The organism is Brumicola pallidula DSM 14239 = ACAM 615 (assembly GCF_000428905.1).
Lineage (GTDB): Bacteria > Pseudomonadota > Gammaproteobacteria > Enterobacterales > Alteromonadaceae > Glaciecola > Glaciecola pallidula.
In genome coordinates this window covers 419,761-441,944 of record NZ_KE386815.1, presented here as the reverse complement: position 1 = coordinate 441,944, position 22,184 = coordinate 419,761, and the positions used below count along the sequence as shown (strand labels likewise).

The following is a 22,184-nucleotide window of genomic DNA, read 5'->3' as shown; positions in this document are numbered from 1 at the left end:
TGATAAGGAAAAAAATGCGTTTTTTATCCAGACGTTTAGTAATGCCAAATGATTTGAACTATGCGAATGCTTTGTTCGGTGGAAGGGCACTAGAGTGGATTGATGAAGAGGCTGCGATCTATGCCATTTGTCAATTAGAAACAAACTGTCTAGTGACTAAACATATTGGCGAAATATCATTTGAATCGCCTGCCACACAGGGCGACATAGTTGAATTTGGATTAGCGACCAAAAAAGTAGGTAGAACCTCAATTACAGTAACTTGTTTAGTGAGAAATAAGGCGACAAAGAAAACCATCTGTTTTGCGGATGATATTGTATTTGTGAGAGTAGACCCAGTAACAAGGTTGCCTGTCGAACATGATAAAACAATGGAGGGCTTGTTATTACAAACAGAACAGGAAATGAGAGCGTTAAATATAGAGTAGAGTACCTAGTTCCGATAAGCAATAAGGTGCTCGCGAGACCTTCAGTGTGCTTGTTTTGTAACAATTATGTTAACTAGAGACTAGAATATGAAAATTAGTCAAACGATTGATTTACATTCTATTTTTAATTGATATCATAGCATTTAACGCGATAATTAAATCGCGTTTAGCCAAGGGGTGCAGCTATTTGCTGCTGAGATTCTATTGAGAACCCTTATTTACCTGATCCGGTTAGTACCGGCGTAGGAATGGTTGTATAAACACATCAATTACCTGCTCCAACACCGGCTCTTTTCTACCGATATGAAGAGAACCAAATGAAAAATACAAAAAAACTAAATCAATTACCTAACGTCACAACATCAAGTCATTACAAAAAATTATTTACTGTAAATAGAATTGCTAGTGCAATAACACTTGCCGTATTAAGTGCGGGCATGGGTCTTACGGCGGTCGCAAATCCCATTGCCAGTGTCACTTTAAATACTGATGCTTCTGCTAATAAGGCTGCAAATATTGGCATTGAACGCATAATAGTAACATCCGACTTTAGTCAGCGTAGTCCCGGTAATCTAGCCAGTAGCGTTGTCGTAATTAGTGAGCAATTGTTAGATTTACGCCAAGCTGAACACCTAGAAGATATTGTTGGTATCGTACCTAACCTGAATTTTAGCAGTGGTGCTTCACGCGGCAAATTCATTCAAATTAGAGGGATAGGCGAGCGCAGTTTATTTGCCGAACCAATTAACGCGTCGGTCGCTCTTATTGTTGATGAAATTAATTTTTCCGGATTAGGCGGCTTAGGTGCGCTATTTGACGTTCAACAAGTAGAGGTCCTGTCTGGACCACAATCGACTGGATTTGGTGCGACAGGATTGGCTGGCATCATTAAAGTAGTCAGTAACACCGCGACTGATAGCCAAGAAGGCTATTTGCAAGGAAGTTTCGCAGAATACAATACGCAACGATATAGCGCCGCCTATTCTAAGCAAATAGTAGACGGTGTAAACGCGCGTATTGCTATGCAGCATGTTAAGAGCGATGGTTTTGTAGAAAATATTTACTTAAACCGCGACGACACTAATAATATTGACGAGTTTAATGCCAAACTTGCAGTCGACTATGTTTTGTCAGATACAGCAGAACTTGAACTTAAGCTTTATCATTTTGATGTCGACAACGGCTACGATGCGTTTTCATTGGACAACGACAACAAAACACGTTCCGATGAGCCAGGCTTTGATCGCACCGAAACGCAAGCTGCAAGTATTAAGTACATACAAGACTTAGGAGAACACTCGTTTACCCTTTCGCTTACTACGTTAAATGCTGATCTTGATTATGGTTACGATGAAGACTGGACCTTTGTTGATTTTCATCCCGGAACGTATAGTTCGTTTGACCAGTATAAAAGAGAGGTACGTAACCAGACGGTAGACGCAAGATACGCTTCTACTGATGCTAGCTCTCCTTGGGTAATCGGCTTTTATTATCAGCAAAGTGAACAGGATCTTACTCGAATCTATACTTATGCCGCTGCAGACTTTACCAGTCTTTATGAACCCAACTCAATTGCCATATATGGTGAACGTAGTTGGCAATTATCTGAACCATTGTCAATTACAGCAGGTGCAAGGGTAGAAAAGTTTGATGCCGATTATGTTGATAGTAATAATTTTGTTGAAGTACTCGACGATAGCTTATTGGCAGGTAAATTAACGGCGAGCTATGCACTGCAAAAAGCGACATTCTATTCAAGTATTTCGCGTTCTTATAAGGCAGGCGGATTCAATGCAGATGAGCGGGTCTCGGAGCAAGACCGATTGTATTCTCCAGAATATAACTGGAATTATGAGCTTGGTATTAAAGGTAAAATAGACACCTCAAGTGGTATTAAAGCAAATTTGTCGCTTACTTTCTTTTACATGCAACGAGAAGATGCTCAAGTGAGTGACTTCTCTGTGTTGAACAGAGAGGATGGTAGCGGTGCAGTTGAATTCATCGATGTGATTGGAAATGCAGATACCGGTATTAACAAGGGTATCGAAGTTTCAAGCAATTGGCAGTTAAACGACCGACTGAGTGCTGTAGTCAACGTCGGTTATCTTGACGCAACCTTTGGCAATTATCAGCTTGTTGATGGCAGTTTTGTAGATAAACAATTACAAGCTCAGGCTCCTAAAATAACGTTTTATACGTCCACTAGTTATGCAGTCACTGACAACATCATTTGGGTAGTTGAATTTGAAGGTAAAGACCGTCATCGTTTTTCTGTTGGGCACAATGAACGAGCGCCATTCACTGCAGTATTTAATACCGACGTTAATTGGCAACAGGGAAATATACTAGTGCAACTATGGGCCAAGAATATATTTGATAGGGAACTACCTACAAGAGGTTTTGGTGGATTCAATAATGATCCTAGGGACGGCTACGAAGGGTCAAAACCATACTATCAATTTGGTCAGGAGCGCCAACTTGGTGTGACTGCAACCTACCGTTTTTAAAGGAGAAGTAAAATGAAACTTGTCGTTGATATTTCCTTGTATCCATTAAATGAAAAGTACATAGCTCCTATAAAGGGTTTCATTGATAGACTAAATGAAGACGTGCATCTTGAAACCACTACGTCTGCAGCGAGCACTATTATTAGGGGTGAATACGAGCATGTTATGGCCGTCTTAGGCCGAGAGATGAAGCAAACTTACAGCGAAACCGGCCAAGCCGTGTTCGTTTGTAAGTTTTTAAATGGTGATAAAATGGGCTCAGGTGAGTGACTGAGTTTTTCGATATAGCCGCGCAGCAATTCCAGCAGCAGAGTTTGTTGGAATTGCTTGCCGTGGTGCTCTCTGTGCTATACGTTATCTTGGCAGCAAGACAAAATATATGGTGTTGGCCTTGCGCTTTTGTCAGCACTATTATTTTTGTTTATCTATTTTGGGAAGTCACTTTGATTTTTCAAATGCTATTAAACTTTTATTATATCTTGATGGCGGTGGTCGGTTTTTTGAGTTGGAAGGAAGTAAAAGACAAACCAACGCTGGCTATTACTCGTGTGGGCGTCAAAGCTCACTTACTCTTGATTGGTGTTGGTATTGCTGCGACGCTGTTATTAGCTAAAGTTGGCGAGCATTGGTTCTCTGGCGATTGGGTATGGTTAGATGCAGGAACTGCTGTATTTTCTGTTATTGCGACAGTAATGACAGCACGTAAAAAAATCGATAATTGGGTTTATTGGTTAGTTGTCAATCCTGCCAGTGGGTATTTAATGTTTCAGAGCGGACTCTACTTGGTCTGTCTATTGATGTTTTTGTACACTGCCATGTCAATTTATGGATTTTTAAATTGGCGTAAAAATTTAACATGAAAGCGGGGCGTTAAGTGCAAAATGATGAGCTAATTAGGCTATTAAAAACGCCTCTCGGTTTAACTGAGGATGCAATAGTATATCCATTATCGGGTGGTGCAATTAATCGTTCTTACTATCTGAATGATGATTCTAAGGAATTTATGGTAAAGGAGTTTCAAGGTGAAAGCTCACTTTGCATCGACCGTCAGGAACGCTTTGAGTTACAATTAAGCCTCTTTAATAAGCATTTGGCGCCCAAACCTATCTATTTATCAGTTGATACAGGTATTTATGTTGAACAGTGGATAAAGCAGCATACAAGCCAAATGTTGTTAGTGTTTGATGATCGACATATACATACCTTAGCTACCGCACTGACTCGTGTGCACAAGAGTAATATAAAAGCCAAATTGGTTGATTTACCAAAAGAATGGCATCAGTATTTGACGACGTTGGTAAATCCATCCCTTTGTTTAGTTGATGAGATAACAAAAGAAACCGAAAAATGGATTAGAGGCAGAGAATTGGCCTCGCATGATCAGGTTTTTTGCCACAATGACCTTGTATGGGCACACTTGTGTGTGCCGACTAAACTAATTCTTGATTGGGAGTATGCAGGTATTGGAAATCGCTATTTTGATATTCTTTCCTGTGCCAAAGTAAATAATCTTAATACTCAACAGCACGATTTGCTATTAACTACCTACGCCAAGAAAAATAATATTCCTATCAATGTAGTCTATGACGGCTGTTCTCAGCAGGCCAGTTTTATGGAATTAACTTACCAATTGTGGCACCAAGCGGTTGGTATTGCGCCTAAAATTTAAGCTGTCATGCAATTGATGTCATAAAATTCTTTCTTTTTTCATTCGTCAACGTATACTCTGCCTGACTGCAGGGGTGTAGTTCCAATTGGTAGAACAGCGGTCTCCAAAACCGATGGCTGGGGGTTCGAGTCCCTCCACCCCTGCCACTTTCTTATTATTCCAATTTGCGTGGGCTATTTTGCTATCACTCATCATTTTAGCTACAAAAACCTTTTATCAAATTCAGATTTTGGCTATGCTTAGTTGACGCAATAAATAAGCAAAAAATTAAAGGGTAGCCACATTGTATTCGCCTAAACCGAGTCCGCTGCAAGCTAGCAGCAGTGCATCTGAAGAAAGCGCCTCAAAAAATAGCCTCTTGAGTGATTATCAGAAGGCAACGCTGCAGGCGATGGGTATCGTATTGTATGAACTACGCGACGATACTTGCGATATCGAATCGAATAATCCTGCCATTCAGCAAGCTAAGTTTATTGATCAAGCCGACACATTTATTAAACAAATACTGGCTGTTTTTAATGTCACTAGTATTGCCGAACTCGGACTTACTTGGCAAATTCAGGATAGTGAAACTATTATTTTGAAAAATAATATACTCATGACACCCGATGCAAATACATTGACATCACCGTTGTTGAAAAAACAGTTGTGGGAAGCCTTACAAGATCTGTTCATGACACAAGAATGGTCGTAATATCAGCGTTTACTGAGGCAGAGGTTGCGCTTGCTTATTGTATCTTTAAAACTGATAGAGTGAATCCTTGGGCGTATAGTACGTTTGAAAAAAGCGCCTTAAACAGTATTTCTTTAGTCGCCAAGAAAAATGAAATTACGGTTGGCTTTGTGTTGTTGTCGAGTATTTTAGACGAATTAACAATCGAAGATATCACAGTGCAAGTTAATCAGCGAAATAAGGGTATCGGTCGACAATTAATTCAATCATCATTTATCCTAGCGACCCAAATGCAGCAAATTGTTATCTATTTAGAAGTACGATTTAGTAACACGCCTGCTATCGAACTTTACCGTTCAATGGGATTTGAACTCATCGGCCAACGTAAAAATTATTATGAAACCGAAAGAGGTCAGGAACATGTGACACATATCAATAATAAAATTACGGTCATTGCACCCCGAGAACATGCCTACATCATGAAAAAAATCTTATAGCCTTTATCTTCATTTAGCATTCAAAAAAAGTCTCGAAGAGGGTACAATTCGGGCCTTTGAATTTGCGCCCTTTAATTTACGCCAACTTAACGAGATATTATGAGTTACCAAAGTGAGATAGAGAAACGTCGTACTTTCGCGATTATTTCTCACCCTGATGCGGGTAAAACCACTATTACAGAAAAAGTATTGTTGTTCGGAAATGCCATACAGGTTGCGGGCACGATCAAAGGTAAAAAATCTGGACAGCATGCCAAATCTGACTGGATGGAAATGGAGAAAGAGCGGGGCATCTCGGTGACCACCTCGGTTATGCAGTTTCCATATCAAGATCACTTAATTAACTTACTTGATACTCCAGGTCATGAAGACTTCTCAGAAGACACCTACAGAACATTAACGGCAGTTGATAGTTGCTTAATGGTCATAGATGCTGCAAAGGGAGTTGAGGCCCGCACAATAAAGCTTATGGAAGTCACTCGTTTGCGTGATACGCCAATTATTACCTTCATAAATAAGTTAGACAGAGATACCAGAGATCCTATCGACTTATTAGATGAAGTTGAAGATATCTTAAAGATTAAGTGTGCACCTATTACCTGGCCAATCGGTATGGGTAAAGAATTTAAAGGTGTTTATCACTTATTGCGTGACGAAACTATTTTGTATAAAACAGGTCAAGGTCATACAATTCAAGAAACAAAAATTATCAAAGGATTACATAATCCGGAGCTGGATACTGCTATAGGTGTTTATGCTAAAGAATTACGAGATATGCTGGAATTAGTGCAGGGCGCATCCAACGAATTCGATCTTGAGGCGTTCTTGGCTGGTGAATTAACACCGGTTTACTTTGGTACAGCGTTAGGCAACTTTGGCGTTGACCACATGCTGGATGGATTAATTGAATGGGCTCCCAAGCCACAGAGCCGAGAACATGATACCGGACGTGTCGACAGCAGCGACCAAAATTTCAGTGGTTTTATCTTTAAAATTCAAGCAAATATGGATCCTAAACATCGTGATAGGATTGCTTTTTGTCGCGTTGTGTCGGGTAGATATGAGAAAGGCATGAAAATGTACCATAGTCGTATAGGCAAAGATGTGCGCATAGCGGACGCCGTGACCTTCTTAGCTGGCGATAGAAGCTTACTGCAAGAGGCTTATGCAGGCGATATTATTGGTTTACATAACCATGGCTCGATTAAAATCGGCGACACATTCACCTCGGGTGAAAAATATCGATTTACGGGTATTCCTAACTTCGCTCCCGAATTGTTTAAGCGTATTCGGCTGCGAGATCCTCTAAAACAAAAACAATTACAAAAAGGCTTAATACAGCTCTCTGAAGAGGGCGCAGTGCAGGTATTTAGACCATTGCAAAACAATGACTTAATTGTAGGTGCGGTAGGTGTTCTGCAATTTGACGTGGTCGTCTCTAGGCTTAAGGCTGAATACAACGTAGATGCCATTTATGAGGGTATTGCCGTGTCTACTGCGCGTTGGGTATATTGCGACGATGCCCGCAAGTTAGACGAATTTCGGCGCAAATCTGAGGTGAATTTAGCTTTAGACGGCGGCGGTAATTTGGCTTATATTGCACCAACTATGGTCAATTTGTCTTTGTCACAAGAGCGCTATCCACATATCCAATTCACCACTACCAGAGAACACTAGGTTTACTACAATATGAATATTCATAATTTACTCAGCGCTAGATTTTCCCACGCTATTCAAGCAATGGGTATTGATGATGCTCGTATTCCGTTGAGCAGAAGCACAAGACCTGACTTTGGTGAGTACCAATTTAACGGTGCGATGGCATTAGCAAAGCAGTTAAAACAGAAGCCACGCGATATTGCAGAGCAAATTTTAGCTAATGTGAAATTGGATGATATAGCTAGCAAGCTGGAAGTTGCAGGACCTGGTTTTATTAATATTTACCTAAAAGATGAATGGTTGTCGGCTTGGTGTGAGCGTGCTTTGCAAGATAAAAAACTGACCATTGAGGCGCATGAAAGTAAAACTATTGTAGTGGACTATTCGTCTCCAAACCTTGCTAAAGAAATGCATGTAGGGCATCTAAGAAGCACTATCATCGGTGATGCCGTTGTTAATGTGTTGGAGTATTTAGGGCACAAGGTTATTCGCCAAAATCACATGGGCGATTGGGGCACACAGTTTGGTATGTTACTCGCTCATTTGAATGATAAATTACAAAAATCATCTTTCGCTGAAACCGCACTTTCTGATCTGGAAGACTTTTATCGTGAAGCTAAAGTTAGATTTGATAACGAAGATGGTTTTGCCGATCGCGCTCGTGATTACGTGGTTCAACTGCAAAGCGGAGATAGTGCTTGTTTGGCACTTTGGCAACAGTTTATCGATATCTCAATTCAGCACAGTGAAGACGTATATAAAAAGCTTAATGTTAGCCTCAAACGCGAGCATATCATGGGAGAAAGCAGTTATAACCATGATTTAGCGAATGTGCTTAGCGACCTAACCGAGAAAGGTATTGCTGTTGAATGCCAAGGCGCGAAGGTTGTTTTTATGCCTGAAATGATAAATAAAGAAGGTGAGCCTGCTGTTTACATAGTGCAGAAATCCGGCGGCGGTTACTTATATGCAACCACCGATTTAGCCGCAATTCGATATCGCGCAAGCCAATTGAAAGCACAAAGAACCTTAATATTTACTGATGCCAGACAAGCACTGCACTTCAAACAAACAGAAATAGTCGCGCGTAAAGCGGGTTATTTGTCTGCCAATGACAGCTACGAGCATTGCCCCTTTGGTATGATGTTAGGCAAAGATAATAAGCCGTTCCGAACTCGCTCTGGTCAAACCATAAAATTATCAGACCTACTTGATGAAGCTATTGAACGAGCCGCGGTGTTAATTAGTCAGCGCGAATCGGGTCTAAGCATCAGCGCTAAACAGCACGTTGCAGAAACAGTCGGTATTGGTGCTGTAAAATACGCTGACTTGAGCAAAAATAGAACAACTGATTACATTTTTGATTGGAATACGATGTTGAGCTTCGAAGGCAACACGGCTCCTTATTTGCAATATGCCTATACACGTGTAAAGAGCATTTTTAGAAATGCACAGCAAGATATGGATACATATTTTGCTGCAGTGTCAGTCGTTTCAATTCAAGAGCATGATCTGGTTGTTAAGTTAATGCAATTTGATGAAGTACTTGAATCAGTATGTAAAGAAGCGACACCGCATATTATGTGTGCTTATTTGTATGAAGTTGCGAGTTTATTCATGCGATTCTACGAAGCTAATCCGGTGTTAAAACCAGAAGTCGGTGAGAAAGATAGAAACAGCCGTTTAGGTTTATGCGCATTAACAGCGAAAACATTAAAAGCAGGACTTGATATCTTAGGCATTGACACCTTAGAAGCCATGTAGGTTTACGTGCTAAAAAGACCTTATTTGACCTTATATAATAATTGATTAATTTACAGGAATTAATATGCCAAAAATACTTGCCTTTGCCGGCAGCGGTCGCAAAAAATCATATAACTTCAGCATTGCTAAATGTGCAGCTAAAGGAGCCAATCAGGATGGTATTGAGGTAACCGTTATTGACATGTCAGAGTTCGATATGCCGATTTTTAACGAAGATCTTGAAGCAGCTCATGGTCTTCCTGAAAATGCCAAAAAGTTCAAGCAACTGCTAATGTCCCACGATGGTTTTATTATTGCTAATCCTGAATATAACAGTGGTTATAGCGGGTTATTAAAAAATGCGATTGATTGGGCGTCACGTAAGGAAGAAGGAGAAAAACCGTTGCAAGCTTTTAAGGGCAAATATGCCGCTATAATTGCTACTTCTTCGGGCGCTTTAGGTGGCATAAGAGGCTTAGTGCCTCTGCGCATGTTATTGGGGAATATTGGCATGCATGTTTTACCAAATCAGTTAGCTGTTGGCGGTATTGGAAAATTAGTAGATGAGGAACAAAACGTGGTTGATGAAAAAACCAAAACAAACCTGTATGCAATTGGTCACACATTGGCCGAAGCACTTCTGCAGGCAGCAAAATAGCTTAATTTTAATAATTCACAAGGTTGCAGATCGCTTTGAACATAAAATTTCGGCTTTCTGGTTATTTGCACCTTGTTCCACCTATTAAATTCATCATAAATTCTGTAATATCCATGCTCTCAATTTTTTAGTCAAAATAGTCATATATGTTCGAAATTAATCCAATTCATGCCGCTATTGCCGATGTTCGTCAAAGAACTGAATCGCTTCGGGGGTATCTTTGACCTTGATGTCAAAGTAGAGCGTTTAGAAGAAGTCTCAAGAGAGCTTGAAAATCCTGATGTTTGGACTAATCCAGAGCAAGCTCAAGCCTTAGGCAAAGAAAAAGTATTACTTGAAGACGTGGTTTTCACTATTCATAAGCTGACTCAAGGCACAGATGACGTTGAAGGTCTTCTTGAGCTTGCCGTTGAAGCTGACGATGAAGAAACCTTAAATGATGTACAAACAGAATTAAAAGAATTAGTTGTGTCTTTGGAAAAGCTTGAATTCAGAAGAATGTTTTCCGGTCCTAATGATGCTAACGATGGTTATTTGGATATACAGTCAGGCTCGGGCGGCACAGAAGCGCAAGATTGGGCGAATATGTTACTGCGCATGTATTTGCGATGGGGTGAGGCGCACGGTTTCAAAACTGAACTGATCGAAGTTTCTGCTGGTGATGTTGCCGGCATCAAAGGCGCAACGATACGTTTTGGGGGCGAGTATGCCTTTGGATGGTTACGCACAGAAACTGGCGTGCATAGGCTTGTTCGAAAGTCGCCTTTTGACTCAGGCAGTCGCCGACACACATCTTTTGCATCGGCATTTGCTTACCCAGAGGTGAGTGATGATATTGAAATTGAAATTAATCCAGCAGACATCCGCATAGACACATATCGCGCGTCTGGCGCAGGTGGTCAACACGTTAACAGAACAGATTCTGCTGTACGAATAACGCATTTGCCAACCAACATTGTCGTGCAATGTCAAAATGACCGCTCGCAGCATAAAAATAAAGACCAAGCATTTAAACAATTAAAAGCCAAACTATACGAATACGAGCTACAAAAACAAAACGCAGCAAAACAAGTAATGGAAGATGGTAAGTCTGACATCGGCTGGGGTAGCCAAATACGCTCTTACGTATTAGATGATTCTCGTATTAAAGACTTACGAACCGGCGTTGAAACAAGAAATACACAAGCCGTATTGGATGGCGATTTAGATAAATTCATTGAAGCCAGCTTAAAGTCTGGCCTTTAGTAACATAGCAATTAACAGGACTACTCATGAGTGACCATCAGCAAGATGAAAATAAGTTGATTGCCGAGCGTCGTGGCAAGTTAGCGCAAATACGCGAAAACTGCCCTTCTAACGGTTTTCCAAATCAATTTGATCGTAAGCATTATGCACAAGATTTGCAGACAGCCTTTGGTGATAAAGAAAAAGAAACGTTAGCCGAACAAGCAAATATTTTCAGCATTGCGGGTCGTATTATGGCGAAACGAGGGCCGTTTATGGTCTTGCAGGACATGACCGGGCAAATTCAGTCTTATGCGTCCAAAGATACGCAAAAAGACATTAAAGCCAGATATGGATCTTTAGATATTGGGGACATCATTGGTGTTAGCGGCATTTTACATAAATCAGGTAAAGGCGACTTATATGTTGATATGGCTGAATATCAGTTATTAACAAAAGCATTGCGTCCTTTGCCTGAAAAATTCCACGGTTTGGCTGATCAAGAAACTAAGTATCGTCAACGTTATGTAGATTTGATCACGAATCCGGATACGCGCAAGACATTTAAAATTCGTAGCCAGATAGTCAGCGGTATCCGTAACTTTCTCACTGAGCGCCAATTTATGGAAGTCGAAACACCTATGCTGCAAGTCATCCCGGGTGGTGCAACAGCAAAACCATTTACGACACACCACAATGCATTAGATATAGATATGTATCTGCGTATTGCCCCTGAGCTTTATTTGAAGCGTTTGGTTGTGGGTGGTTTTGAGCGTGTTTTCGAAATTAACCGTAATTTCCGTAATGAGGGCTTATCCACTCGTCATAATCCTGAATTCACCATGCTTGAATTTTATCAAGCATATGCTGACTTCAACGACTTGATGAACTTAACAGAAGAAATGTTACGTTATCTTGCAGAGACTGTTATGGGTACGTCAATAATTACCAACACAGTGACAAATGCCGAAGGTGAGGTGCTTGAAACAAAAGAATATGACTTTGCTCAACCTTTCCAGCGTTTAAGCATGGGTGATGCTGTTTTAAAGTATTGGCCTGATGCGAATGTAGCGGCGATTAATGATCCTGAAAATCATCTGCCAGAACTTAAAGCGATGGCTAAGCAATTACATATTAAAGAACCAGCAGTTGACGGTATCTGGGGCGCTGGTAAGTACCTTTGTGAGATTTTTGAAGCAACGGCTGAAGAACAACTTGATCAACCTACTTTTATTACTCAATATCCATGGGAAGTTTCTCCATTGGCACGCCGCAATGACGATAATTCGTTTGTGACAGACCGTTTTGAGTTTTTCGTTGGTGGTAAAGAATTGGCAAATGGCTTTTCGGAGCTGAATGATTCTGAAGACCAAGCAAATCGCTTTAAAAAGCAAGTACAAGAAAAAGATGCAGGCGACGATGAAGCAATGCATTTTGATGACGATTACATTACTGCATTGGAATACGGTTTACCGCCAACAGCAGGCGAAGGTATCGGGATTGACAGATTAGTGATGTTGTTTACTGACAGCCCAACCATCAAAGATGTTATTTTATTCCCGCACATGAAGCCACAATCGCAGGATTAAAATGACATAAGACGATGTATTTTATTTGCTGTTGAAACACTAAAAGCCTGTTACGGTTAAACCGCTCAGGCTTTTTTATTATTATTTGCTTGCAGCTTTTATTTGTTCATATAGCTGTTGTACATACGCCATTTTCATCCCCGTCTCATGACCTTTTACTAGTAAAAATCCAAGGATACCTTCTACTTCTGTCTCGCGCCCATTTTGAAAGTCTTGATGCATTGAGGAGTAATTTTCTTTTGTGAGCTGTATCACGGTGTCAATATGCAGAGAGAGCGCATGGTTGTCCAAGGGTAGATCCATGAATTCGTACAAATCGAATATCTCTTCCTTTATTCTTGATACTTCTTCTGAATAGTTAACTAATTCACCATTTTTACAGTTTTTCAATGCAGTTAGCGGGTTAATCACTGCATTTACAGCTAATTTTTGATATAAGGCAAATACAATGTCATTACGCCAGACAAGGTGTGGATGAAGACAGTTGATGTAATTACTTTTGGGATCGTTGTAGTTTTCTACTATGTTTTCTTCATAAGAGCTTTGTTCATAAGAGCTTTGTTCATAAGAGCTTTCTTGGTTTGCTCTTTGTTTATAAATAACACCAATATCAAGTTGTCCTACAGCGGTTTGAACAAAACAAGTCGGTGAGGTTTTATAAACACCATCAGTGGTGGTGGCCACCAGTAAAGGATTGTTGGGTAAATACATTTGCACCAACTCAATACCACCCATGCCGTTGTGCAAAAGTAGTATTGTTGTTTTTGGATCCAGTTTTTCTGCAATTTCTTGCAAGATACGTTCTATTTGATACTGCTTGACGGGCAGTATTATCATATCCAGCGGTTTGAGAGAACTCTCTGAAATATAAGCCTGGTTACATTTAATAGAATGGATGATTTCGTCGGGGGTTGACAAAGAGAGTACATCGGACCGTTCATAATGATCTCTAACCAACAGCGTGGTATTGATGTTTTTTGCAGATTGTAGGTAAAATGCAATGTTCACGCCTATTGCCCCGCGGCCGACAATACCTATTTTTTTTATGCTTTGTGTGTCGGCCATTGCATTGTCCGTGGGTCAGAATTTTGAGAGAAAAATGAGTTTAAATTGCAAGCAAATAATACACCAGCCTCAGGCAAACAAGTGGCATTATAAATTTCGTTTTTATAAGCAAATTGAAGAACATAGCTGTGCAAGTATAAGCGGTCCGATGGCGTACCTTTATACCGTTTATCACCAACAATTGGAGAGCCAAGTGACTTTAATGCAACCCGAATTTGATGTGTTTTACCACTAATTGGTTTGACCATGCATAACCTGATGGCTGGGCTTTGCGCACTTTTAATAGTTGGCTCAGGGGGTGTCTGCAGTCCAGAGTGGATCGCTGTTTCTATTGTTGTATTTGGCAGCGAAAAACTAAAAAATTGTGTGATTGCCGGATTAACTTGGCTCGTACTTAATTTCCAATCACCATTGCGCGCTTTTTTCATGTCGCCTTTTATCGTACCTTGTTTTTTTTTGGGTTTACTATCGATAACTGCAATGTAGTACTTTTGAACATTCTTTTCGGCAAATTGTTTTGAAAGTTCAGATGCAGCTTGTTTCGTTTTCGCTAGCAGAATACATCCTGAGGTGTCGGTATCCAAGCGATGAATTAACCATAGTTTTTGATAATTAAATAACGACTCAGCAACGCGAATGATCGCATTTTCACTATCATGCATAGGCATACCGCTGGGTTTATTAAGTACCATGAAATCTTGATTGTCGAGCACTAATGTTAGCATTTTTGTTAGCGGACGCTTAAGTGTTTTCTTCTATTTTTGTTATTGCTTGAGGATATTGAAGTTCCTCAATTAACTGAATGAGGTGCTTTGCATCAGATTCAGTTAGGCGCAAACCAGCGATGAGATTTAATAAAGTGTCATCGTCAATAAATTCGTTTCTTTTTAGCCGCACTATTAAGTCAGACTTACATTTCTCAGGTGGCAAAGTTGAGGCCGTTAGTTGCAGTTCTGGTGGCTCTTTATGCTCCATTTGTTGAATTTCAAGACAGGTGTTGTCAATGAGTTTGCTGAATTCCTCCAATATCGCGGCACTCGCTTCGCCTGATCTTAATTCGACATCAAAACGAGTTGCACAATCGAATAGTGCTTGAAGTCCAATATTACCGGATATCCCCTTCACCGTATGCACTTTCATTTTTGCATTTTTAATGTCATGTGCTTGAACAAGGCTAATTATCTCTGCGGGCACGTTTGCAAATTCATCGACAAATCTACCCAGCATTTTGCTCAAGAGTGCTTCGTTCCCACCGAGTTGGTTTAATGCGAAGTCATAATTAAGAATGGGTAAATTAGTCGACATGTTTTTGTCCAGTTTTTAGCGAGTGGGTTTGCATTCAGCGCGATCATAATACACATAAAAGCAGTGGCTGTTTTTTTATCAAGCTACTTACAATATATTGCTTATATAAGAAAATTGCTAGTCTACATTGCAGGTAGCTAGGATTACCTGCAATCAGCTACCTGAATTATGCTGTATAACTTATAGTGAAGCCAAACTAATAAAAAAGCGTGCACACAGTCTATAAAGTTATTATTGTTACGGAAGATGTATTAGCACTGTGCAAGAAATTGTAGGTTTCGAAGTAACCAAGTAGATAATTCTTTGGTATGAATTTATAAATTACACACTATAATACAAGCACAGTACGTTAATGCTTCTGCAGTAATAATCTACAGGGGCTTTTTAAACCAGTAGCGGAATAATAATTTGTCCATTCATTCACTTACCTTTTCAAATCGCTTAGCAGCACTTTCTCAACCACAGTTTCAAACTTCGTTGCCCAATATTAAACATGGGGTAGAGAGAGAGGCGCTTCGAGTCGATCCGTCTGGCGGACTAGCGACTACTAACCATCCTGAAGCACTTGGAGCAAAACTGACTCACGATACGATCACTACAGATTTTTCTGAAAGCTTAATGGAATTCATTACGCCGCCTGAAAAGGAGCCGAAAACAACATTGGCTCAACTTGCTGATATTCATAAGTTTGTATATGAAAATATTGGCGATGAAACGCTATGGCCAATGAGTATGCCGTGCTTCGTGAATAAAGATACATGCATTCCAATTGCTCAGTATGGTAGCTCTAATGTTGCAAAAATGAAGGAAGTGTATCGTACAGGTTTACACAACCGTTACGGTAGTACGATGCAAGTCATCGCTGGCGTGCATTTTAATTTTTCTTTTTCTGATGAGTTTTGGCAAGCGTGGTGTGATTTACACGAAGTAGAAAATAACATGGATAATCGTTCTTTGTATTATTTTGATTTAATTCGTAATTTTCGAAGCTTATCTTGGCTTATTCCTTATTTATATGGTGCTTCTCCAGCACTTTGCCAGTCATTTTTGGCAGGTAAAGAGAATACGTTTCCATTTAAAAAATTAGGTAAAGGAACTTTATACTTGCCTTATGCTACATCGTTGAGAATGAGTGACTTAGGCTATACAAACTCAGAGCAATCAGCGTTAAATATTAGTTACAACAATTTGAGCTCTTACGTCAGTTCGGTACGCGCGGCCATAAATACGCCGTCCGACCAATACGCTGCCTTTTCGTCGAATGAAAAAGATGGATGGCAACAACTGAATAGTAATGTTTTGCAAATTGAAAATGAGTTGTATTCACCTATTCGACCTAAACAAGTTGCAAAATCGCTTGAAAAGCCCAGCGATGCGCTAGAAAATAGAGGTGTCAGCTATATTGAAGTTCGCGCATTAGATGTAAATCCATTCTCTCCACTCGGTATCGATGAAAACCAATTTTATTTCTTAGATGTATTTTTGTTGTATTGTTTACTAAAAGAATCACCAAAGTTTACGCAACCTGCGTATGATGAAAGCGAACATAATTTAGATGCAGTCGTTATTGAGGGGCGTAAGCCCGGCTTAATGTTAACGCATGAAGGTAAAGCCATTTCGTTAACGGATTGGTCCACTGAATTATTCACTGAATTAAGAGAAGTCGCTAAAACGTTGGATGAGGCAAATCTGAATGCAAAGTATTCAGCAGCTGTCGAACGCGAATTCGAGAAAGTCACAGACCCGAGCAACACGCCATCTGCTAAATGGCTAAAGACCTTAATTGATCACGAAATCGACAATAGTACATTAGGTTTAGAGTTAGCAGATGAATATAAAAAGTATGCTTCTGGGTTGAATTATTTGCATATGACGCAGGATATGTTCCGCCAACAAGCAGTGGAATCTATTCAATCTCGGGTACAAATTGAACAAGCGGACAGCAAAGCATTTTCTGATTTCATACAAGATTATTTTGCTCAATAAAGTAGATATGTTGTCATACCATCAACTACGATAGTGGCTCTGAAATTCATGTTTTAGACATTGGAAGCAAAAAAAACCCGAACATTCATTGAGAAGCTCGGGCTAACAGGGAAACTTGTTAATTCGCATGTACAAATAAGAGTAGGTTAACATCGAAAAGTTCATTTTTTTTAACGTCAAATTTTCAAATCCGATTTATTTAGCATTGTTTCTCATTCTAATGAGCGGTTGTGCAACTAAACCGCCAACGCAAAAAGAAAATATTTGCGAAATATTTTATGAAAAACGTGACTGGTTTGATGCCGCAGCAGATATGCGTGAAAAATGGGGTGTACCTATTCATGTACCTATGGCGATGATGTACCAAGAAAGTTCGTTTCGCCATGACGCATTGCCTCCCCGTGACTACATTCTTTTTGGCTTGATCCCCTGGGGAAGAGTTAGTTCAGCTTATGGATACTCCCAAGCTAAAACAATGACATGGGACGATTACAAAAGAGAGACCGGGCGGATGTTTGCTAGTAGAGAAGATTTCGACGATGCCCTTGATTTTATGGGGTGGTTTATTAAGAAAACACATCAAATCAACAAAGTGTCTAAGTGGGACGCTAATGCCCAATATCTTAACTATCACGAAGGTTGGGGTGGCTACAAACGTAAATCTTATCGCAAGAAGCAATGGTTGATTGGTGTTGCTCAAAAAGTCGGTTCACGTTCAAAACGCTATGCAACGCAATTAAAAACCTGTGAAGATGACCTAAATCAGAACTGGTTTATGCGTCTCATATTTTAAAAAATTGATCTAGCGCAATTAATTCCCCTGAAAGACACAAAACGAGGTTTAATTATTGATCTCGATCACATTTACAATGCCAATGTTTGACTACTATTAATGCATAAACACAAACCAATGAGGTAATTTATGTTATCAATGATATTCGGCGACGCGGTAGTCTGGGGCTCTCTTCTTGGCATTTTAGTGATGCTAATTATGAGTGCTTATTTTACTTATCTGTTCATTCACAACAGTTCACCTGACGAACACAAGTAAGCTCAATCGTATTTATTGTGCTCTTCACTTTGTTTTATGAGCACCAGTAATGCGCTATTGCCGCCCCATTCTAATGTAGCTTGGTGAAAACCAGTCACATACGGATGCTGTATTAACCAACTAGGTACTTTGCGCTTTAATGTGCCGGTGCCAATACCATGCATGACACAAACGCATGAGTAGTGTTTTCTGTGTGCTTCAAATAATAATGCCGCAATTTCGTTTTTTGCGGCTTCTGCATTCAAGCCGTGTAAGTCAGCGATCAGTTCAGGTGTTATTTCACCGCTTCGGAGCTGCCTGACCCTATCAGTGCGCTCACCATCGGCAACGTACTTGAGTGGCCCCGTGCTGCTAAAGCTGGCTTCAAAACCATCCGAAAATTCAAACAGCGCATTGGCTTTTTTGTCGGTCGCGGCGCTTGAAAACTGCCGCTGTTTCAATTGAACTATTCTGTCCTCTGGACTTAATTCATAGCGATCATGTTTGACGGGTTTTACGCCATCGAATAGGCTCGTAAATGAAATCTCATCTTGAGGACTGTCTTTGTTCGATAATATTGAAGTTTTTTTCTTCATAAGTGCAGATAACAAGCGAATTTGATTGAATTTCTGCGTATTATAGCAGTATTACGTCGATATTAAGTCAGTAATATCGCTATTCCACCTAAGGATCCTGTGAATATACAACAACCATCTTATCCGCCAGAGCTAGTCACGATACTAGACTGGATCCGCTATTCTATTTCTGCATTTTATCAAGCCGGTATTTTTTTCGGTCATGGTACTGATAATGAATGGGATGAGGCCTCTAGTTTAGTTTTTCAAGCTATAAACTTACCCTTGGACATGCCTACAGTGCGTCAAGAAGCATTATATAATACTCACGTTACAGAAGCCGAAAAGCAACTTATGGCAGACTGGTTGCAACAGCGTGTTGAATTGCAAAAGCCATTACCTTACATTACGCATCAGGCCTGGTTTGCGGGTATGCCGTTTTACGTGGACGAGCGTGTCTTAATTCCACGTTCTCCTATCGCCGAATTAATCCTGCAGGGCTTTACGCCATACTTAAATCACGAGCCGAAACGAATCCTTGATCTTTGCACAGGCGGAGGATGCATTGCGATTGCTTTAGCTAATCAATTTCCTGATTCAATGGTCGATGCTGCCGATATCGATGCGGATGCGCTTGATGTTGCTTCCATGAATATTCACGAGTATCAATTAGAAGAGCAGGTAATTCCGTTGCTATCTGACTTGTTTCTGGGCTTAAAAGGAGAGCGCTACGATCTCATCGTTTCAAATCCACCCTATGTTGACGCTCACGATATGGCTGACTTGCCCGCCGAATTTCATCATGAGCCAGAGCATGCTTTGGCAGCTGGAGAAGATGGCTTAGATTTAGTCGAAATAATGTTGCAACAAGCCCCTGATTATATGAGTGATGGTGCTTGGTTGTTTGTTGAGGTAGGCAACAGTGAGGTGCATATTGCTAGTCGTTTTGCTGGCTTGCAGCTTACTTGGTGTGAGTTATCTCAGGGTGGCAGTGGAATTTTCGCGATTCAAAAAGAAACGCTGGTTACTTATTGGCGAGACAAAAATTGAATACTGCGTCAATGCACAGTTAAAAGTGATGTCAAGTGAACGACATCCGCAAAATTCTTGAAGTAATTGAATTATATCGAAAAAGTATTAGCTACAGAAATAAGGAAAGAACAACATGTCTGGGAACACAATAGGTAAGTTATTTACCGTGACAACCTTTGGAGAGAGTCATGGTATTGCCATCGGTGGCGTGGTTGATGGTTGTCCTCCGGGACTCGCATTAAACGAAGCCGATTTGCAGGGCGACTTGGATCGCCGCAAGCCAGGAACATCCAGATATACAACCGCTCGCAGAGAAGATGATGAGGTAAAAATTCTTAGTGGTGTTTTTGAAGGTAAGTCGACGGGGACCAGTATTGGTTTATTAATTAATAATAAAGACCAACGTAGTCAAGATTACTCTAAAATTAAAGACTCATTTCGCCCCGGTCATGCTGATTATACTTACCAGCAAAAATTTGGTTTTAGAGACTATCGTGGTGGTGGTCGCTCATCGGCCCGTGAAACTGCTGTGCGTGTTGCCGCAGGTGGCATAGCTAAAAAATATCTTAAACAACAATACGGCATTGAAGTACGTGGTTACCTTAGTCAATTGGGTCCAATTGCGGTTGATAAAGTGGACCATAGTGTTACTAACACTAATCCTTTTTTCTGTCCGGATGAAACCAAGTTAGAAGCACTAGATGCCTATATGCGCGACTTAAAGAAAGAAGGTAACTCAATAGGTGCCAAAGTAAGCGTAAGCGCTATAAATGTGCCTGTGGGATTAGGTGAGCCTGTTTTTGATCGTCTTGATGCTGATATCGCGCACGCAATGATGGGAATTAATGCAGTTAAAGGTGTTGAGATCGGTGACGGCTTCGAAGTAGTCAATCAAAAAGGAACTGAGCATCGAGACGAAATGTCGCCTGAAGGATTTCATACTAACCACGCTGGCGGCATTCTAGGAGGGATTTCTAGTGGTCAAGAAATTATAGTGCATATGGCGCTGAAACCCACTTCTAGCATCAGTATTTCAGGTGAATCGGTGGATATTAATGGTCAATCTGATGAGGTTATTACAAAAGGTCGTCACGACCCTTGTGTTGGCATTCGAGCTGTGCCGATAGCGGAAGCCATGTTAGCCATTGTATTAATGGATCATTTGCTTAGGCATCGAGCTCAAAACAGTCTAGTCAACTCAATAACGCCAATTATTCCCGCACAGCGTTAACTGCCAACATGACCGTTACTATGGGCTGTGTATGTTATCGGCTGTGTTTACTGAGCACCACTTTCTGAACAGGGAATAAGTCTTGCTACTGTCTAAACTGATCACGACGAAAAGTAAGGCGGCGATGTCGAGCCCTACAAACTTAGGGCTTCTTTCTCTTACTTATTTCTTCTATTTCGGCCAATTGGGCGTTATTACCCCTTTTGCGGGGGTCTTTCTTGATGGGCGTGGATTCAGTTCACAGGAGATAGGCAGTTTACTCGCCATTATTACACTGACGCGAGTGTTAGGGCCGAACTTATGGGCCGCGGTCGCAGATAAAACAGGGCGAGGAGCGGATATTGTGCGCTTTGGTTGCTTGCTTGCATTTGTTACTTTTACCGCCGTTTATTTCTCATTCAGTTTTTGGGCGCTAACCTTTAGTTTCGGGATCATGATGATGTTTTGGACCGCGGTGCTGCCGCAGCTTGAAGTCATCACTGTGAATGCAACGAAAGAAAGCAAAGGTGGTTATGGTGCTGTGCGTTTGTGGGGCAGTATCGGTTTTATCGTCCTAAGCTTAATTATTGGTTTTCTACTCGATTACTTCACGACAGAAGTGATTATTTATACTGCCAGTTTTTGTTTATTTGCGCTATATATCAGCTCGCTCTTTATTGCCTCACCTCAAGTCGTACCAAAACATGAGCGGGTGGTGGTCAACGAGTGGTACAAAGTCCGTAGTTTAGTTTTTATTGCCTTTATTATATCCGCTATTTTTTTACAAATCAGTTTTGGCTCGTACTATAGTTTTTTTGCACTTTATATGGGACAACTCGATTATTCGGGTAAACAAACAGGCTTGTTTATCGCCGTTGGTGTGTTATCCGAAATTGGTATCTTTATTATTGCATCACGACTTATTGTGAGGTTTGGAGTCAAGTGGATGTTGATATTTTCAATGTTATTGACGTCTATAAGATGGCTTTGCTTAGCGTTAGTCCCTGAATTTACGAGTGTAATTATTTTCAGTCAAACACTGCATGCGTTTAGTTTCGGTATGACGCATGCGACCTCGGTGCATTTTTTACATACCTATTTTGCCAATGGCTTTCAAAGCAGAGCGCAGGCATTGTACGTCAGTATTGCCTTTGGTATAGGTGGTGCGTTGGGTAGTTTTATTGCTGGAAATACCTGGATGCAAGGTGCTGGCGCTGAGAAAAGCTTTTTAATATCAGCAAGTTTTGCTTTTATTGGTGCTTTCGCATTACTCTTAGTTAGCAGTTCCGCCTTTTCTAGGCAAAAACCATTATTAGAAAAGCACTAAAAAGGGT

22 protein-coding genes, 1 tRNA gene and 1 riboswitch are annotated in these 22,184 nt (G+C 40.5%); of the genes, 19 read left to right on the top strand and 4 right to left on the bottom strand.

Annotation, left to right across the window (positions count from 1 at the left end; all coding sequences use genetic code 11):
• The first annotated feature begins 14 nt into the window (after positions 1-14).
• The 13 genes from G399_RS0115930 to lysS all read left to right on the top strand — a co-directional run bounded on the left by G399_RS0115930 (position 15) and on the right by lysS (position 12,647).
• On the top strand, positions 15-428 hold the full coding sequence (locus tag G399_RS0115930) for an acyl-CoA thioesterase (RefSeq protein ID WP_006010797.1): 414 nt from the start codon (positions 15-17) through the stop codon (positions 426-428).
• Positions 429-591: 163 nt separating this feature from the next.
• Positions 592-694, top strand: a riboswitch (TPP riboswitch).
• Between the two features lie 51 nt (positions 695-745).
• Complete coding sequence (locus G399_RS0115925; RefSeq protein ID WP_006010798.1) at positions 746-2,935, top strand: TonB-dependent receptor; 2,190 nt, start codon at positions 746-748, stop codon at positions 2,933-2,935.
• 12 nt (positions 2,936-2,947) lie between these two features.
• Entirely contained in the window at positions 2,948-3,205 is a 258-nt protein-coding gene (locus G399_RS0115920) for a YkoF family thiamine/hydroxymethylpyrimidine-binding protein (protein WP_006010799.1), read from the top strand.
• Entirely contained in the window at positions 3,202-3,795 is a 594-nt protein-coding gene (gene pnuC, locus G399_RS0115915) for a nicotinamide riboside transporter PnuC (protein ID WP_006010800.1), read from the top strand. Before G399_RS0115920 ends, pnuC begins: the two co-directional genes overlap by 4 nt.
• Positions 3,796-3,809: 14 nt before the next feature.
• Entirely contained in the window at positions 3,810-4,604 is a 795-nt protein-coding gene (locus tag G399_RS0115910; RefSeq protein ID WP_006010802.1) for a phosphotransferase, read from the top strand.
• A 69-nt stretch (positions 4,605-4,673) separates the two neighbouring features.
• A tRNA-Trp gene (locus tag G399_RS0115905) sits at positions 4,674-4,750 on the top strand.
• Between the two features lie 137 nt (positions 4,751-4,887).
• Positions 4,888-5,298: a hypothetical protein gene (locus tag G399_RS0115900; protein ID WP_006010806.1), complete on the top strand. Its 411-nt coding sequence runs from the start codon at positions 4,888-4,890 to the stop codon at positions 5,296-5,298.
• Positions 5,289-5,774: a GNAT family N-acetyltransferase gene (locus G399_RS0115895; RefSeq protein ID WP_006010808.1), complete on the top strand. Its 486-nt coding sequence runs from the start codon at positions 5,289-5,291 to the stop codon at positions 5,772-5,774. Before G399_RS0115900 ends, G399_RS0115895 begins: the two co-directional genes overlap by 10 nt.
• Before the next feature lie 99 nt (positions 5,775-5,873).
• Complete coding sequence (gene prfC, locus G399_RS0115890; protein WP_006010810.1) at positions 5,874-7,451, top strand: peptide chain release factor 3; 1,578 nt, start codon at positions 5,874-5,876, stop codon at positions 7,449-7,451.
• A gap of 12 nt (positions 7,452-7,463) precedes the next feature.
• Positions 7,464-9,197 (top strand): arginine--tRNA ligase, encoded by a 1,734-nt coding sequence (gene argS, locus G399_RS0115885; RefSeq protein WP_006010811.1) that lies wholly within the window; start codon positions 7,464-7,466, stop codon positions 9,195-9,197.
• A gap of 64 nt (positions 9,198-9,261) precedes the next feature.
• Positions 9,262-9,834 (top strand): NADPH-dependent FMN reductase, encoded by a 573-nt coding sequence (locus G399_RS0115880; RefSeq protein WP_006010812.1) that lies wholly within the window; start codon positions 9,262-9,264, stop codon positions 9,832-9,834.
• A 146-nt stretch (positions 9,835-9,980) separates the two neighbouring features.
• A protein-coding gene (gene prfB, locus G399_RS20910; protein WP_148277391.1) for a peptide chain release factor 2 occupies positions 9,981-11,079 on the top strand; the annotation gives its coding sequence in 2 pieces (ribosomal slippage) (positions 9,981-10,055 and positions 10,057-11,079; 1,098 coding nt in all).
• A gap of 26 nt (positions 11,080-11,105) precedes the next feature.
• The gene (gene lysS, locus G399_RS0115870) at positions 11,106-12,647 is read left to right on the top strand and encodes a lysine--tRNA ligase (protein ID WP_006010814.1); all 1,542 of its coding nucleotides are present in this window, start codon (positions 11,106-11,108) and stop codon (positions 12,645-12,647) included.
• 81 nt (positions 12,648-12,728) lie between these two features.
• On the opposite strand, the gene G399_RS0115865 is transcribed toward lysS, so the two are convergent.
• Genes G399_RS0115865 through G399_RS0115855 form a run of 3 tightly spaced genes read right to left on the bottom strand, consistent with a single transcriptional unit; the run spans position 12,729 to position 15,017 of the window.
• Positions 12,729-13,712, bottom strand: coding sequence for a ketopantoate reductase family protein (locus tag G399_RS0115865; RefSeq protein ID WP_006010815.1), 984 nt, complete (start codon positions 13,710-13,712; stop codon positions 12,729-12,731).
• Complete coding sequence (locus G399_RS0115860; RefSeq protein WP_006010817.1) at positions 13,691-14,437, bottom strand: pseudouridine synthase; 747 nt, start codon at positions 14,435-14,437, stop codon at positions 13,691-13,693. The genes G399_RS0115865 and G399_RS0115860 overlap by 22 nt, the downstream gene beginning before the upstream one ends.
• Positions 14,438-14,453: 16 nt before the next feature.
• Positions 14,454-15,017: an Hpt domain-containing protein gene (locus G399_RS0115855; RefSeq protein ID WP_006010819.1), complete on the bottom strand. Its 564-nt coding sequence runs from the start codon at positions 15,015-15,017 to the stop codon at positions 14,454-14,456.
• 408 nt (positions 15,018-15,425) lie between these two features.
• Here G399_RS0115855 and gshA point away from each other — a divergent pair, with 408 nt between their 5' ends.
• The 3 genes from gshA (at position 15,426) to G399_RS21785 (ending at position 18,054) form a co-directional block, all read left to right on the top strand.
• Positions 15,426-17,003, top strand: a complete 1,578-nt coding sequence (gene gshA / locus G399_RS0115850; protein ID WP_006010822.1) for a glutamate--cysteine ligase — start codon at positions 15,426-15,428, stop codon at positions 17,001-17,003.
• Between the two features lie 193 nt (positions 17,004-17,196).
• Complete coding sequence (locus G399_RS0115845) at positions 17,197-17,796, top strand: transglycosylase SLT domain-containing protein (protein ID WP_425304084.1); 600 nt, start codon at positions 17,197-17,199, stop codon at positions 17,794-17,796.
• Between the two features lie 129 nt (positions 17,797-17,925).
• Complete coding sequence (locus G399_RS21785; protein ID WP_006010826.1) at positions 17,926-18,054, top strand: DUF3149 domain-containing protein; 129 nt, start codon at positions 17,926-17,928, stop codon at positions 18,052-18,054.
• Positions 18,055-18,056: 2 nt separating this feature from the next.
• Here the strand turns inward: G399_RS21785 and smrB are convergent, their stop codons facing one another.
• Positions 18,057-18,629, bottom strand: a complete 573-nt coding sequence (smrB, locus tag G399_RS0115840; protein WP_006010828.1) for an endonuclease SmrB — start codon at positions 18,627-18,629, stop codon at positions 18,057-18,059.
• Between the two features lie 99 nt (positions 18,630-18,728).
• Here smrB and prmB point away from each other — a divergent pair, with 99 nt between their 5' ends.
• From prmB to G399_RS0115825, 3 genes are all read left to right on the top strand, one after another.
• Entirely contained in the window at positions 18,729-19,658 is a 930-nt protein-coding gene (prmB, locus tag G399_RS0115835; RefSeq protein ID WP_006010830.1) for a 50S ribosomal protein L3 N(5)-glutamine methyltransferase, read from the top strand.
• Positions 19,659-19,773: 115 nt separating this feature from the next.
• Positions 19,774-20,871 (top strand): chorismate synthase, encoded by a 1,098-nt coding sequence (gene aroC, locus G399_RS0115830; RefSeq protein ID WP_006010832.1) that lies wholly within the window; start codon positions 19,774-19,776, stop codon positions 20,869-20,871.
• A gap of 124 nt (positions 20,872-20,995) precedes the next feature.
• Complete coding sequence (locus G399_RS0115825; RefSeq protein WP_006010833.1) at positions 20,996-22,177, top strand: MFS transporter; 1,182 nt, start codon at positions 20,996-20,998, stop codon at positions 22,175-22,177.
• The last annotated feature ends 7 nt before the right edge of the window (positions 22,178-22,184 follow it).

Bases quoted from the DNA above. Each gene is read 5' to 3' on its own strand.
- G399_RS0115930 (WP_006010797.1), top strand. From the start codon at position 15: ATGCGTTTTTTATCCAGACGTTTAGTAATGCCAAATGATTTGAACTAT.
- G399_RS0115925 (WP_006010798.1), top strand. From the start codon at position 746: ATGAAAAATACAAAAAAACTAAATCAATTACCTAACGTCACAACATCA.
- G399_RS0115920 (WP_006010799.1), top strand. From the start codon at position 2,948: ATGAAACTTGTCGTTGATATTTCCTTGTATCCATTAAATGAAAAGTAC.
- G399_RS0115895 (WP_006010808.1), top strand. From the start codon at position 5,289: ATGGTCGTAATATCAGCGTTTACTGAGGCAGAGGTTGCGCTTGCTTAT.
- prfC (WP_006010810.1), top strand. From the start codon at position 5,874: ATGAGTTACCAAAGTGAGATAGAGAAACGTCGTACTTTCGCGATTATT.
- argS (WP_006010811.1), top strand. From the start codon at position 7,464: ATGAATATTCATAATTTACTCAGCGCTAGATTTTCCCACGCTATTCAA.
- G399_RS0115880 (WP_006010812.1), top strand. From the start codon at position 9,262: ATGCCAAAAATACTTGCCTTTGCCGGCAGCGGTCGCAAAAAATCATAT.
- lysS (WP_006010814.1), top strand. From the start codon at position 11,106: ATGAGTGACCATCAGCAAGATGAAAATAAGTTGATTGCCGAGCGTCGT.
- G399_RS0115865 (WP_006010815.1), bottom strand. From the start codon at position 13,712: ATGGCCGACACACAAAGCATAAAAAAAATAGGTATTGTCGGCCGCGGG.
- G399_RS0115860 (WP_006010817.1), bottom strand. From the start codon at position 14,437: ATGCTAACATTAGTGCTCGACAATCAAGATTTCATGGTACTTAATAAA.
- G399_RS0115855 (WP_006010819.1), bottom strand. From the start codon at position 15,017: ATGTCGACTAATTTACCCATTCTTAATTATGACTTCGCATTAAACCAA.
- G399_RS21785 (WP_006010826.1), top strand. From the start codon at position 17,926: ATGTTATCAATGATATTCGGCGACGCGGTAGTCTGGGGCTCTCTTCTT.
- smrB (WP_006010828.1), bottom strand. From the start codon at position 18,629: ATGAAGAAAAAAACTTCAATATTATCGAACAAAGACAGTCCTCAAGAT.
- aroC (WP_006010832.1), top strand. From the start codon at position 19,774: ATGTCTGGGAACACAATAGGTAAGTTATTTACCGTGACAACCTTTGGA.
- G399_RS0115825 (WP_006010833.1), top strand. From the start codon at position 20,996: ATGTCGAGCCCTACAAACTTAGGGCTTCTTTCTCTTACTTATTTCTTC.